Annotated in this window: 11 protein-coding genes; 7 read left to right on the top strand and 4 right to left on the bottom strand. The window is 41.4% G+C overall.

Annotation, left to right across the window (positions count from 1 at the left end):
• Nucleotides 1-57: 57 nt before the first annotated feature.
• Nucleotides 58-1,302 carry a phosphoribosylglycinamide formyltransferase 2 gene (gene purT / locus NYE56_RS00830; protein ID WP_341284370.1) on the bottom strand — a complete coding sequence of 415 codons (1,245 nt, stop codon included), beginning with the start codon at nt 1,300-1,302 and terminating at the stop codon, nt 58-60.
• Between the two features lie 282 nt (nt 1,303-1,584).
• On the opposite strand from purT, the gene NYE56_RS00825 reads away from it, so the two are divergent.
• The 6 genes from NYE56_RS00825 (at nt 1,585) to NYE56_RS00800 (ending at nt 9,834) form a co-directional block, all read left to right on the top strand.
• Entirely contained in the window at nt 1,585-3,627 is a 2,043-nt protein-coding gene (locus NYE56_RS00825) for a T7SS effector LXG polymorphic toxin (protein WP_021481904.1), read from the top strand.
• Between the two features lie 12 nt (nt 3,628-3,639).
• Nucleotides 3,640-4,665 (top strand): ADP-ribosylglycohydrolase family protein, encoded by a 1,026-nt coding sequence (locus tag NYE56_RS00820; protein WP_015252933.1) that lies wholly within the window; start codon nt 3,640-3,642, stop codon nt 4,663-4,665.
• Nucleotides 4,666-4,816: 151 nt separating this feature from the next.
• Nucleotides 4,817-5,644, top strand: coding sequence for an AraC family ligand binding domain-containing protein (locus NYE56_RS00815; RefSeq protein WP_003246321.1), 828 nt, complete (start codon nt 4,817-4,819; stop codon nt 5,642-5,644).
• Nucleotides 5,641-6,561: a DMT family transporter gene (locus tag NYE56_RS00810; RefSeq protein ID WP_031600098.1), complete on the top strand. Its 921-nt coding sequence runs from the start codon at nt 5,641-5,643 to the stop codon at nt 6,559-6,561. The genes NYE56_RS00815 and NYE56_RS00810 overlap by 4 nt, the downstream gene beginning before the upstream one ends.
• A 74-nt stretch (nt 6,562-6,635) precedes the next feature.
• The gene (locus tag NYE56_RS00805) at nt 6,636-8,834 is read left to right on the top strand and encodes a glycoside hydrolase domain-containing protein (RefSeq protein WP_341283325.1); all 2,199 of its coding nucleotides are present in this window, start codon (nt 6,636-6,638) and stop codon (nt 8,832-8,834) included.
• A gap of 88 nt (nt 8,835-8,922) precedes the next feature.
• Nucleotides 8,923-9,834, top strand: coding sequence for a hypothetical protein (locus NYE56_RS00800; RefSeq protein ID WP_268555797.1), 912 nt, complete (start codon nt 8,923-8,925; stop codon nt 9,832-9,834).
• Between the two features lie 512 nt (nt 9,835-10,346).
• Here the strand turns inward: NYE56_RS00800 and NYE56_RS00795 are convergent.
• From NYE56_RS00795 to NYE56_RS00785, 3 genes are all read right to left on the bottom strand, one after another.
• Nucleotides 10,347-11,597: an MFS transporter gene (locus tag NYE56_RS00795; protein ID WP_133953793.1), complete on the bottom strand. Its 1,251-nt coding sequence runs from the start codon at nt 11,595-11,597 to the stop codon at nt 10,347-10,349.
• Nucleotides 11,594-12,511: a bifunctional helix-turn-helix transcriptional regulator/GNAT family N-acetyltransferase gene (locus tag NYE56_RS00790; protein ID WP_085187833.1), complete on the bottom strand. Its 918-nt coding sequence runs from the start codon at nt 12,509-12,511 to the stop codon at nt 11,594-11,596. Before NYE56_RS00790 ends, NYE56_RS00795 begins: the two co-directional genes overlap by 4 nt.
• 91 nt (nt 12,512-12,602) lie before the next feature.
• Nucleotides 12,603-12,851: a YbeF family protein gene (locus NYE56_RS00785; protein WP_133953766.1), complete on the bottom strand. Its 249-nt coding sequence runs from the start codon at nt 12,849-12,851 to the stop codon at nt 12,603-12,605.
• A gap of 294 nt (nt 12,852-13,145) precedes the next feature.
• On the opposite strand from NYE56_RS00785, the gene glpT reads away from it, so the two are divergent.
• A complete protein-coding gene (gene glpT, locus NYE56_RS00780; protein ID WP_003246460.1) occupies nt 13,146-14,480 on the top strand; it encodes a glycerol-3-phosphate transporter in 1,335 nt (444 codons plus the stop codon).
• Nucleotides 14,481-14,550: the final 70 nt, after the last annotated feature.

Here is a 14,550-nt window from a genome sequence, read left to right as displayed (position 1 = left end):
ACTTTTACGGAGAAAGAAAAAAACAGGCCTTGTCCCATGACAAGACCTGCTCAAACTCTATTTTATCGTTAGCTGGTCCAACGCTTTCTTTGCATTCTCTCTTGCCGTTTCAACTGAATCAGCAGCAGAGAGCGCAACTGCCATACGACGTTCGGCTTTCGTTATCGGCTTTCCAAAGACGCGCACTTGAGTCTTTGGGACTGCCAGTGCGTTTTCCAATCCTTCAACAGTGTAATCCGCTAATTCTTCCGGCGCTTTGAGGGGCCTGCTGGCGCCAGGAGAAAGCTGTGTGATTTCTGTAATCGGAAAGCCGAGAACCGCCCGGACATGCAGTGCAAATTCTGACAAATTTTGCGTCACCAGCGTGACAAGACCCGTATCATGCGGACGAGGAGATACCTCACTGAAATATACCCTATCTTTCGCAAGGAACAGCTCAACACCAAACAGGCCGTATCCGCCAAGCTCATCCGTGATCGTTTTCGCAATATGCTTCGCTTCTTCTATTTGCTGCTCTGTCATATCATGCGGCTGCCACGATTCGATATAATCCCCGTCCTTTTGCACATGACCGATCGGCTCACAAAATGCCGTACCGTTAACCGCACGTACTGTTAAGAGTGTGATTTCTGATTCGAATGGGATAAACTCCTCAACGATCACGCGGCCGTTTTTCACCCGTCCGCCTTCCATCGCCGTCTCCCAGCAGCTCTCTAAATCCGCTTCAGAGCGGCAGATACTTTGACCTTTTCCAGAAGAACTCATCAATGGTTTAACGACACAAGGAAAACCGATCTGTGCTGCCGCTTGTATAAATTCATCATATGTATTCGCAAATTCATAGCCAGCCGTCGCAAGCCCAAGCGTTTCCGCCGCAAGCCGTCTGATGCCTTCCCGATCCATCGTCAGCTTGGCCGCACGGGCATTCGGGATGACGTGAAACCCTTCTTCTTCAAGCTTCAGCAATTCATCCGTCGCGATCGCCTCCACCTCAGGCACAATCAAATCCGGCTTTTCTTTCTCAATAATGGTTCTGATCTGCTCTGGGTCCAGCATATCAACGACATAACTGTTATGCGCGACCTGCATCGCCGGAGCATGCTCGTAACTGTCAACTGCCACCGTCTGTACCCCAAGACGCTGGGCTTCAATCACTACCTCTTTACCTAACTCACCTGAACCTAACAATAAAACCTTCTTTGATTGATACATCTTTGCCCCTCCTATCTGTTCCAAACCATTATAACTGAAATATTTGAAAAATAAATTTTTATTAAAAAAGATAAAATAAGAATTCATCACGAGTTGCATGATTAGAAGGCTTTCCACAAAAAAATGGCTGGCGAACTCCGCACATACCGTACAGTACCACCTGAAATCTTCAATATAAAAACTGAGATCTTGAAGCCACCAAGAATGGGTACGACAGCTGATTCCAGTAGATTTTATATCTGCGAGTAAAATGAATAATTAGAATCAGTAAAAAAGTACTGTTTTTCCTTGATTTCTCAGTTTGCGCTCCTTTCCTAAATTCACCATGGTACCATATTTACAGGAAAATTCAGGCGAAAGGACATGTATTAAATGAAGATTCTTGAAGTAAGTACGATTTTAGAAACTGCCGAAACGCGCCTTAAAGCCTACCAAACATTGAGAGAGCACATGGCTACATTGAAAAAACAGTTCAAAAAGATGGCAAACTTGGATGATGCCATGACAGGCAAAGGAGCTAACGCAATTAAAGCCTTCTATAAGGAACAAGCGACAGGGGCGGATCTGTGGCTGGACCTCATTGACATGAGAATCGCTTTTTTCAAAAATATTCCATCCGCTATTGAAGCAGCAACATTTGATGACGATGCATATATCGAGGAATCTTATCTCGATAACGAACTGTATAATGGTCTAGTCAAAGCAGACGGTATTATAGAGGCACAGCAAAAAGAAATTAAATCAATTCTGAATTCTATTGATGACATTTTACCGCTGTCCCTCTTTGACAATTCCACAGTCACCGATAAACTGGATAAAGCAGATAAAAAACGAAAAAAAACGATTACACATCTGCATAACCTTGATGAGAAACTGAACAGTGATTACGAGGCCTCCGAAGTTGTAGAACATGAGGTTCGGGCATTTTTCGAAGCGCTGACCGGTGCCACCAGCAAAGGCGGAAGTACCAACCCAATAAGTTTTAATGCAAAAGCCTTTCACGAAACAGATGTTTATCAAAACAAAGCGGATATACACAAACAAGCTCAGCAGTTCATCAAAGCAAAAAAACAGGAAGAAATCGAGTATCTCAAGAAAAAACTCGACAAAACTACTGATCCTGATGAATACCTGAAAGTTGCAGAAAAGATTGGCACTGACAACCTGAGCGCTGAGCAATTACAATATTATTCAAGCATCGTTCAAATGAAAGCACAGCAGCAAACAGGAAAAATGCTTGTCGAAGGAGGAAAAGGTGTAATTGTCGGGCTTTGGGATGCCGGAAAGGATATCGTTACCGGTGCATGCGACCTCGCAGTCGGTGCTTACGATCTTGCTATATGGTCGTATAGAGCACAGGGCAAGATGGGCATCGAAGAACAAGTCAAAGCCGGACAGGAACTCCAAAATATCATTTATAGCGCTCCCGAAACTTTTGAATACATGGTCGATTCATTTAAAAAATCTTGGAACGACAATATGGTTCATGGTGATGTCTATAGCCGCTCCCACTACATCACCTACGCAGTTGCTTCCCTTTTTGGCGCCAAGGGACTCGGAAAAGTGGCATCTGCAACAAAAGCAGGGAAATTCGTGACAAAAGAAACAAAGGCTTTTGTGAACGATCATAAATCTATAGCAAAGAACATTACTGAAAAAGCAAAACCTTATTTCAAATTGCCAAGTAACAATCAACTAGAATCTGCAATACAAGGAGTTGGGAACATTGAAAGCCCTATTCCGAAACTAGAGAAGGGTTTTGATAAGAAACTTGAAAACTTTGTCCAGATTAATAGCAGCGACCATAGCAAATCAGGTGGCGTAGGACCAAATGAAAATTCTAAAATTACACGTGATATTAAAACCGTAGAGGAAGCACACCAATGGGGGAGCAAGTATTATGACGATTGGATTAAATCATTAACCCCAAGTGAACAAGAAGCAATTAAGCAATATACTGGTGATGATTATAAAAAAATAAATGATTATCTAAGAGGAATTAGTGATTCTTTAGATGGCATTGATTTAGATACAATCTATAATATAAAGAATGGGTTGGATAAAGCGCGAGTTCCACACAATTTACAAGTTTATAGAGGAACAGACCTAAGACCTTTAGAGTCATTAATTGAAATTAACAAATATGGAGACATTAATGCTGAATCATTAATTGGAAAGATTTTCAGAGACAATGGTTTTGTTAGTACAGCAATTGTTAAGGAATCATCCTTTGATCACATGGAAGTCTCATGGGAAATAAATGTTCCAGCAGGAACCAATGCAGCCTATCTCGGAAAGATAAGCCACTTTCCTAATGAAGCTGAGTTACTTTTAAATTTTGGGCAAGAGATGGTTATTAAAAGCGCACATGTTGATAGCAACAATAAGTTACATATTATTTTAGACTTAATTTAAGTGGGTGAAAAAATGAGAGGCAGAAGAATGATAGATAGATGGGAAGATGACAATAAGAGCTTTCTTAAACTTAATATAAAAAACAAAGTTCTTCCAACAATATACGGTGGCATTATAGGAGATATGTTAGGAGTCCCTGTTGAATTCAAAAAAAGAGGAGATTTTCATGTGCAGGATATGGTAGGATACGGCACCTATAATCAACCTCCTGGAACCTGGTCTGACGATACATCTCTGACCTTGTGCCTGATGGAGAATATGATTGAAAAAGGGAACATAAATGATTTAATGCAGAAATTTAAACTGTATCAAGATGAAGGTTACTGGACGCCGTATGGTGAAATGTTTGACATTGGCAGGACGACCGTTGAAGCAATTACCCGATTTAGGAAAGGTGTTCTGCCAGAAAAATGCGGCGGTCAGTCAGAATTTGATAACGGAAATGGAGCATTAATGAGAATTTCACCATTAGTGTTTATTTTGCATAAGGAATTCGATTTTGTGAAAAAAGCAGAGATGATCAAGAAATACACTGAAATAACCCATGCCCATCCGCGTGCTATAGTTGGTTCCATTATTTATGTTGAACTATTACTAAGGCTATATTATAACAATTCAATTGATACATCTTTAAGAGAAGTGAAAGAGCTTTTCGACGAGAATTTCAAAAAAGAACATATATACCATAAAGAGTTAACACATTATAAAAGAATTTTTGAAAAAAGCTTTTTGAATACACCAAGAGAAGAAATTCGATCAGACGGGTATGTCGTTCATACTTTAGAAGCGGCAATTTGGTGTTTCGGCACTACATCTTCATTTACCGAGGCTGTACTAACAGCAGTGAACTTAGGAGAAGATACTGATACTGTAGCATCAATAACAGGATCGATAGCAGGAATGTATTATAAGCTAGATGGGATCCCAGGAGATTGGTTAGAAAAAATAGCTCGTAAGCAAGATGTTGATAAATTAATAGAAGAATTTTATCAGTATTGTGCAGATAAAGCGATTATCGAGCAATATGGGGATATTTAGATTTACGTTAAAATACTTAATCATACAAGGTAACGAAAGCAGACCAATAACGGTCTGCTTTCTCTATTCCTAAACAGCAACATCATACAAGAAATCTCCCAAAATCATGCTACACTTAATCCAAGTCCACCACACCGACAGGAGGCATCCCATGCAAAATGAAACCCGCACACTGCAGCTTGACCCACACCTTCATATAGAAGCCTACCGTTTCAAGGGAATTATGCAAAAGTTCCCGAACCACTTTCACGATTATTATGTGATTGGATTTATTGAAAAAGGGCAACGGTATCTGGCCTGTCAGGATCAAGAATATATCATCAATCCAGGTGATCTTCTCCTCTTTAACCCTCGTGACACGCATAGCTGTGAACAGATTGACGGCCGGACGCTTGATTATCGGTGTATCAATGTCATGCCGGATATCATGGAGAAGGCGGTGAAAGAGATTACTGGCTCCGGGCATCTCCCTTATTTCTCCCAGCATGTGTTATTCCGCCATGAGCTGACAGCCAGCCTGCAGGAATTGCATATTTTGATATCCGAGGAAAAACAAGCTTTGCGTAAGGAGGAGCTGTTTCTTCATCTATTAGAGGAGCTGATCCGCCATTATTCAGATGTCACGTTCCTTAGCAGCGTTCCAGAACCATCAGACGAAGTCAAAATGGTTTGTGAATTTTTAGAAGAGCATTATGCCGAAAATGTCACACTCAATGATTTGAGTGAATTAACAGGCTGGAGCAAGTATCATTTATTGCGTTCATTTACAAAACAAAAAGGCATTACCCCTAATAGCTACATGGAAACAATCAGGATTAATCAAGCCAAAAAACTCCTTGAACAAGGAGTAAGACCGATTGATGCGGCATTTCAGACAGGATTCAGCGATCAGAGTCATATGACGAAGTTTTTTAAACGGCAGGTGGGGCTGACGCCGAAGCAATACATGAAGATTTTTGAAAAGGAGCTTCACAGATGAACATACAAAGAGAAACTTCGGGGCATATCGCAGCCATTGTGACCATTCTGATTTGGGGGACGACCTTTATTTCGACAAAAGTTCTGCTGGCTGACTTCTCTCCAATGGAAATATTATTTTATCGGTTTTTGATGGGCTTTATCGCTCTTATCCTCGTCCGTCCCAACATGATTCCGTTCAGAAATTGGCGGCAGGAGCTGTTGTTTGCCGGGGCTGGTTTATTTGGCGTAACCTTATACTTTCTATTAGAAAATATAGCTCTCACCTATACATACGCATCCAATGTCGGCATGATCGTGTCCATTATACCGATGATCACTGCGGTTTTGGCCCATTTTCTGCTCGAAGGCGAAAAACTGCGTCTGACTTTTTTGATTGGATTTGTCTCGGCACTGATCGGGCTTTTATTGATTACGTTTAACGGCAATGTGGTACTGCGTCTAAATCCGCTCGGAGACATCATGGCAGCCGGGGCTGCTCTCGTGTTTGGCGGATACTCGATATTCATGAAAAAATTAAGCGCTTACGAATACCACATCATCGAGCTGACACAGAGAGTATTTTTGTATGGCCTATTATTTATGGTTCCCGCTTTATTTTTGTTCGACTTCCATTTTGACCTAAGCCGATTTTCATCTGCTTCAAATATACTCAACATGCTTTTCTTAGGGATTGGCGCTTCTGCCCTGTGCTTCGCCACTTGGAATTATTCAGTCGGCGTGCTCGGAGCCGTCAAATCCAGTGCGTATATATACATGGTCCCGGTTATCACAATCGCCGCCTCCGTCCTGATCCTGCATGAAAACATGACATGGATCGCTCTTCTAGGAGGCGCCCTTACGCTTTTAGGCCTCTACATCTCGGAGATGAAACCGAAAGCGAAGCTGTTGGAAAACGGATGTAAAATGGATGCTTAACGGCATCCATTTTTTTATTTTGTCCTACGTTTGCCACCTATAAATGAACGCAATCTAACAAAGGAGGAATCGAAATGGTTGATGAAATGGTCTTAATCACACAGCAATGGCTGAACGATACGTACAGCGGCAAACATGGGTATAACCCTGTAGAAGAAAGCGGGAAAACTGGGTGGGATACGATCTACGGTCTGACTCGGGCGCTTCAAATTGAATTGGGTATCTCAGAGCCAGCCGATAACTTCGGGCCGACAACACAGCGCTTATTTAAACCTCTTAAACGCCAAGCTCCAGATTCAAAACCAAGCAACATGAATTTTATTTTACAAGGGGCTTTATGGTGTAAAGGCTTTAATCCCGGCGGTTTTACAGGCGTCTTTTACGAAAAAACAGAAAATGCGGTAAAAGAATTTCAAAAAGCTGCCGGACTGACAACACAGGATGGGATTGTCACCACGTTAATTATGAAAGCCTTATTAGACATGAGCGCTTTTAAGCTGGTGTCTGGGGGTGATTCAAGAATTCGCCAGATTCAACAAAACTTAAATCGGGACTACAATGACTATATCGGGTTAATGCCTTGTGACGGACTGTATGGCCGCGATACAAATAAAGCTCTTATTTATGCCCTACAAAAAGAAGAAGGCATGAGCACAAGTGTTGCCAATGGATTTTTCGGAAACGGCACCACAAGTTTGTGCCCTACTTTAACTCCCGGCGATTCAAGAACAGGATTTGTCTTAATTGTTCAGTACGCCCTCTATTGTAACGGAAAATCGTTCGATCCTGGTGAGTTTGACGGCAAATATGGTGTGGGTGTTGTTTCAGCTGTTAAAGCATTTCAAGAGTTCATGTGCCTGCCGCAAACAGGTTATGCAGATATGCCAACCATTAAAGCTTTATTATCAAGCTCAGGAGACACAACTCGCGCCGCTTCTGCTTGTGACACTGCTACAATTATAACCGCAGAAAAAGCTCAAACACTGCGGAATAACGGTTATAAAACGGTTGGCAGATATTTGACCGGAAATGTGCGGACAAGCAGCGGCCTCACATCAAAAGCCCTGACATCTAAAGAGCTTGCAGTTATTCTCGATGCCGGATTGAAGGTTTTCCCAATTTATCAAGACGGCGGCTATGAATCTTCTTATTTTGTCAAAGACCAAGGCACAAGAGATGCATATAGCGCCGCTTCTGCTGCTAGAAGATTAGGTTTTCCGTCAGGCACGACCATTTATTTCGCTGTCGATTTTGATGCATACGATTATGAAGTGACCGATAAAATCATTCCTTATTTCCAAGAGATTAAGTCAGCATTTACAAAAATGCAGACATTTCCAACAGCACCTAAGTATGAAATAGGGGTTTACGGACCAAGAAACATTTGTATCCGTACAGCAGAAGCAGGACTGACAAAGTATAGTTTTGTGGCAAATATGTCAACAGGATTTAGCGGCAATCTCGGCTATCCGATGCCAAACAACTGGGCCTTTGATCAATTTTATGAAGGAACCATCGGAAGCGGTTCTGGAAGCATCGGGATTGATAAAGACGGATTTTCAGGAAGAGACTCAGGTGCAAGCAATGTAAATCCGCCGTCTGATCCGGTATATGATGCAAGGCTGCGTACACTGACAGACATTTTATCTACCATTCCGGCTTTAGAAAATCTAACAAGTTTGGCAAACGCAATGTTTGAATTTGATACGACAGAAACCATTTTCACATCACCTGAGTTGGATATTATTCTATCAACTTCACTTCTGGCAACCATACCAAGTGAAGGTTCACCAAACACAATTACCATTACAAATGGTAAACCAGGTGCCTATATCACGGGTTTATTGGGCGACACTCAAACGTCTCTCACTGCGTCACAAATCGACTCTTATCAAAACCTTTTAAATAGTCTGAGCTTATCAGTACGCAACGGTTATTTGGAGGTTTACGTAAATCCAACAGCTGAATCTTTAAATATTCAAATTAAAATCTATACACCTGATATTCCAGTAGGTGACAATGTCACAACTGGACTAACGACTACGATTACGTTTAAAATAAAGACGTACAAGGGAATACCAGTTACGTCTCCCGAGAGTGAATTAGCGTTAGATTGGCCGTCTTATGATCAATATTTATTCCCTGTTGTAGGTGTTGCTGCACTTTTACTAATTGGGAATATAGGCAGTGATTTAACGAACAATAAAGGAGTCAAAGTAGCTACCGCATTATCTGCTATGTTACTGGCCATTTTTGCTTATTATACTAGCTAACTTTAATACAAAACTGCATGAACATAAGTTAAAATATGCTCATGCAGTTTTTTTAGTTTATCTATCGTCTTTTGGAGGTTTATCAAAAATGAAAAATGATCAAATAGTTTTTGAAAAAACAAAAAACATCGCTCATGATATCAATCAGATGCAAAATCAGCAGGAGATAATAGATTATCTTTTTCGCCAAGATTCTCTGACACTCAACCAGTTGAAGCACTATTATTCGGAACCTTCTCTTCCGCTTCAGTTTCTTGTGAAAGTAGCAGTTTTATGCATGTTTATATCTATGACTTTAGCTTCTTTCCTTTTCATCCAAGCAAAAGAAGTCTTCACCAATACTATTCTTTCAGATATTTCACCTGCAGTGTTTTCTATTTTTACAGTCATTTGTATTTTTATGACTTATACTAAAATCATAAAAAAAGGAAATGAAAACAAAGGAAAAGCATCCCTTAATCAACGATCTGAATTCTATGAGAAAAACAAGTTAATTAATGCAATACTTTATAAAAAATATAAAATGGATCAACAAAACATACAGGCTAATAAACATACTGCCTCTGATAATGAAGATTCAATGAATTTTAGTGCTGTATTGAATCATGTTCTTACAATTAGTAAAAATGATAAAGAGCTTTTGGGCTACTTAGATACAAGAGATAATGCTATGCTAAGCCAATTAAAAGCATATTTTTCAACTCGTCCATTTTCCCTTCCACATTATATGAGTTTGATGTTTTGCGGAAGTATTATTGTTGTCTATGCAACTTCTTTATTTTCAGGACAAATCAATTACATTGACATACCACACATTTTTATCTTTCTATTATTAATTATTTTCTTGAAAATCCTTATTGATTTGATAAAGCTTTTAAATATATCTAGAAAAGGACAATTACATACTGTTCTGCACTTTGCACAGAGAGCCGAATATTTGCGAATGAGAGGAGTTATAGATTTTATTCTAACTGAAAGATATAACAAAAAAATCATGTAGTTTTGTTTCATCCTTACTAAGAAATACTCAATTTTTATACTTTAAGAGATGTATATATTGAATGTAGACCACCATACATATAAAGAAACAGAAACAGCAACTTTATTTTAGAACATAAAAAGATGATAAAGAACTTCTTATTTTCCTAAACAAATATGATTTAATCATGCTGAATCAATTAAAGGTATTCTTTAGTGAACCACAGCTTACATTCAAACACACTTTCCAAAATCGTATGTACTGTGACATTAATAACGTTATACTTCTATTTTTTCAGCACTCGTTTTAATGAATTAATAGAATTAGCTGTACAAATGTTTTTTGCCTTGATCGGCCTTTTTTGGGTTTTTATTGTTTCCCCATTTTCAAGAAAAGTTCAAATTTCTGAACGCTTCAAACAAAAATCCGAAAACGCCCGCATAGTCGGTATGATCGACTTCGTATTAGAACAAAAATACAAAAAAAGCATCTCTGAATAATCCCAAATCAGAGATGCTTATCCTCTGCTCTCATCACTTCTCTACCACAGCCGCACTGTCACGCGTAACCGCCGCTGGCTCCCTCAGCATCACATTCATTACGCTTGCAAGCACGAGCATTCCAATCGACAAATAAAAAGCCAGTGTATACTCACCCGTTACCGTGTAGATGACGCCGGGCACATACGCACCTAGTGCCGATCCGATCTGATGGGCGAGTGACAGCCAGCCAATCATGAGGCCGATCGAGTAGTTTTGAAAGTACTGGGTGGCGAGCATTTGAGTCGGTGCTACCGTTGCAAAGTCCACTAATCCAAACAGAATCGCAAAGGCTAAAAGCAAGTAGGGCTCGTGGCTGTAAATAAGAATCACGATCGACAGCGCCCGCACCGCATATAAAAAGCACAGGATTTTCCGGCTGCTCCACCGGTCCGCTACAATTCCGGACAGCAAGATGCCAGCAATATTAAAGCCTGCCAGCAGACTGACAGCAGCACTCGTGACTGTCGTTGAAAAGCCATGATCATGAGAAAACGGAATCAAATGGGTATCCATCAGCCCCACGGTCGTAAATCCACAGATCAAAAACGGAAAAATCAAGAACCAGAATTGCCTCATACGAAACATCCCGGCCACTGAAAGAGCTGTTGTTTTGGGTGCTGTTTCTTTTTCTGATGCAGCCAGTCCGCCTATCGGCTCTGTATTCTTTTCTGAAGGATTGTTCCGCAGCATCAGCAGCGCAGCCGGAAAGACAATCACGATTAACAGCAGTCCCAACACCACAACCGTCAGCTTCCAGCTAAACCAATGGATCAACATGAGTGAGCCGGGAACGAGAAGCATTTGCCCCGCGCCAAAGCCTGCTTCCATGATCCCAAAGGCTAGTCCCCGCTTTTTGCTGAACCAATTGACGACCAATACACTTGCCGCCACATTCGATGCTCCGCCCACTCCAAGCGAGACACCCAGCCCATAAAGCAGAAACAGCTGCCAAGGCGAAGTCACTAGGTATGTTAAGAAAATGCTGACTCCTGTCAGTAACGCACTCCATGCCAAAACAGCCCGGGCACCCCATTTGTCCACAAGCCGACCGATCACAGGCTGTGATATGCCATAAACAATAAAACTCATCGTCGAAATCAGCGAGATGGTGCTTCTATCCATTGAAAATTGCCGTTCCCACGGCTCCACAAACGCACCAAACGACAGCCGCACCCCCTGAACCGCCAATAAGATCAAAAAGGTGACGGAGACGATGATCCACGCATAATGCAGTCTTTTCATGACAGCTCCAAATCCCACCGTTCTTCTGTCAGCTGCTGTCCCCATAATGGCGCTTCTTGTTTTACTTCACTTATCCTGAATCCAAATTTTTCATAGAGCGGACGAGCCTCAGCCATGGTGCTCACCGTCCAAAGGAAAATGCGGTCAAACTTCATGTCTTGGCAGTATGCAACCAGATGCTCCAGCAATTGCGTGCCGAGCCCCCTGCCCCGAAAATCCGCATCAACCAGAAACCATCTGAGCTGGACTGTCTTTTCATCATGCTTGACCAACCCGACAGAGCCGGCAAATTTCCCGCCGCTTTCCGCAATCCATATTTTTTCGATGTCAGCGTCAAATGTCTCCTGAAGATAAGCTAAAAACGTGTCATCCCAACCGTGAGCCTCCGCGTAAAATTGTCTTTGTTTCTCAATAAGGAGTTGAAGATCCTCCGAAAGAAAATAATCTCTAATCGATATCTCTGATGTTCTGGCAGAAAGCGACTGTGAAAGGATCGCTTCAATCTCTGCCATCGCCTCGGCAAGCCTGTGCTGCTCCTTTTGGTTGATTTCCTTCAGCATCAGTTCTACTTGTTCGTTGGCTTTCTCCTCCAGCTTTTTATAAATCGTTTTTCCTGTTTCTGTGACAAAAATGTAATGGTGGCGGGCGTCATCTTTGCTCCTCTGTTTATAAATCAAATCTTCTTTTTCAAACTGCTTCACAATCCTGCTGACATATCCCCGGTCAAGCCCCAGCTTATCCTGAAGAGCTTTTGCCGTACAATTAGGCGTATTATAAATCTCAAATAAAATCCGTGTTTCTGTTAAGGAAAACGGGCTGTCGTAAATGTGCTCATTAAGGAAACCAAGGACGTTTGTATAAAATCGATTGAACTTTCTGAATTTTAACCCGACAGATGATTCTCTTGTTTTCAAATCAATCCCCACTTTCTAATATTGTTGACTAAGGCAATTATAATCACATATAGTTGCTTTAGTCAACGATATGTCAGAAAGTGAGGTCTTTTTAATTTCCTAATTCCTTCCTTTTCCTTACCACAATCAATGTGATATACGATAAAGCCAGAGAAACCAAGCTATAGATAACAGCCCATCCCAAAAATGATTCATTAAAAATGGTAAAGGTGAGCACAAGAGAAATCACCAAACTAAGCATTGGCATCAGATACGGGTTTTTACAAATACAAGTCCCGACAATCGATAGCAGCATAATTCCTAACGGTAAAATAAAGAATGCGATATCTAATTCATCCACCTTTAAACAGCCTCCCTCCAGATTTTTATGTTACTAGTAAAAAAATATAATTTCATTTAGTAAAAGGATAATATTTACTTCCTTAAGGCCCAATTTGAAAATTACCCGTTTACATTCGCTCCGGACTATGATAATTTAAGAAAGCGCTATCATGATAAGTTAATAGCTTGGATGGAGATGAGGAGAGCCAGGAATCCAACCCCTTTTGACAAGGGGTGTTTTCTGGCTCTTTTTGTTTTGGGAAAGGAGGCACGCCACACATCCAGCACAAACAGCAAAGGGGGATAATTATTAATGCTTAATATATTTAAACCGGCTCCTCATATTGAGAGACTGGATGATTCAAAGATGGATGCGGCATACAAACGGCTCAGGCTGCAAGTATTCATTGGTATTTTCATTGGCTACGCAGGCTACTACCTGCTGAGGAAAAACTTTGCCTTTGCCATTCCTTATCTGCAGGAACAGGGATTTTCGAAAACAGAACTGGGTTTGGTGCTGGCCGCTGTGTCCATTGCGTACGGCTTCAGCAAATTCATCATGGGAATGGTGTCTGACCGCTGTAATCCGAGATATTTTCTGGCGACAGGCCTATTTTTATCAGCAATCGTTAATATTCTATTCGTTTCAATGCCTTGGGTGACTTCGAGCGTCACCATCATGTTTATTTTTATGTTTATCAACGGATGGTTTCAAGGAATGGGCTGGCCGCCATGCGGCAGGACGATGGCCCATTGGTTCTCCATAAGTGAACGCGGCACAAAAATGTCGATCTGGAATGTCGCCCATAACATAGGCGGCGGTATTCTTGCTCCGCTTGTCACTCTTGGGATCGCGATGTTCGTCACTTGGAAAAGCGTGTTTTTCTTCCCTGCCATCATCGCCATTATCATTTCTTTTTTAATTGTTTTATTGGTTCGTGATACGCCTCAATCCTGCGGACTCCCGCCAATTGAAGAGTATCGGAATGACTATCCAAAACACGCTTTTAAAAATCAGGAAAAAGAATTAACAACAAAAGAAATTCTTTTTCAATATGTGCTGAACAACAAATTTCTTTGGTACATCGCTTTTGCCAATGTATTTGTTTATTTCGTGCGATACGGCGTGGTTGACTGGGCGCCTACTTACTTAACAGAAGCCAAAGGCTTTTCTCCTGAAGACTCGCGCTGGTCGTATTTTCTTTATGAATACGCAGGCATACCGGGAACAATCTTGTGCGGCTGGATCAGTGACCGATTCTTCAAAAGCCGCCGGGCACCGGCAGGCGTTTTGTTTATGGCGGGTGTTTTCATTGCCGTATTGGTGTACTGGCTGAATCCGGCCGGCAATCCGCTCGTAGACAATATCGCCTTAATCAGCATTGGCTTCTTAATCTACGGACCTGTTATGCTGATCGGCCTGCAAGCGATCGATCTAGCACCGAAAAAAGCAGCCGGAACTGCAGCCGGTTTGACCGGATTTTTCGGATACATCGGCGGATCCGCTTTCGCAAACGCCATTATGGGCTTTGTCGTTGACCGTTTTAACTGGAACGGCGGCTTTATCATGCTGATCTCTTCCTGCATTCTTGCCATCGTCTTCTTGGCTTTGACATGGAATACAGGAAAACGGGCAGAGCATGTTTAAGAAAGACACATAAAAGATTAATAGTTTTCCAACACGCCGTTTACATCCGTTTTTTAATATGAAAGACAGG

This window comes from Bacillus sp. FSL R5-0603 (genome assembly GCF_038050295.1).
In the GTDB taxonomy this organism is placed as follows: Bacteria; Bacillota; Bacilli; order Bacillales; family Bacillaceae; genus Bacillus; species Bacillus subtilis.
The sequence above is the reverse complement of the archived record's forward strand: the minus strand, read 5'-3'. Positions and strand labels throughout refer to the sequence as shown.

Coding starts and splice junctions, on each gene's coding strand:
- NYE56_RS00825 (WP_021481904.1), top strand. CDS start 1,585: ATGAAGATTCTTGAAGTAAGTACGATTTTAGAAACTGCCGAAACGCGC.
- NYE56_RS00820 (WP_015252933.1), top strand. CDS start 3,640: ATGAGAGGCAGAAGAATGATAGATAGATGGGAAGATGACAATAAGAGC.
- NYE56_RS00815 (WP_003246321.1), top strand. CDS start 4,817: ATGCAAAATGAAACCCGCACACTGCAGCTTGACCCACACCTTCATATA.
- NYE56_RS00810 (WP_031600098.1), top strand. CDS start 5,641: ATGAACATACAAAGAGAAACTTCGGGGCATATCGCAGCCATTGTGACC.
- NYE56_RS00805 (WP_341283325.1), top strand. CDS start 6,636: ATGGTTGATGAAATGGTCTTAATCACACAGCAATGGCTGAACGATACG.
- NYE56_RS00800 (WP_268555797.1), top strand. CDS start 8,923: ATGAAAAATGATCAAATAGTTTTTGAAAAAACAAAAAACATCGCTCAT.
- NYE56_RS00795 (WP_133953793.1), bottom strand. CDS start 11,597: ATGAAAAGACTGCATTATGCGTGGATCATCGTCTCCGTCACCTTTTTG.
- glpT (WP_003246460.1), top strand. CDS start 13,146: ATGCTTAATATATTTAAACCGGCTCCTCATATTGAGAGACTGGATGAT.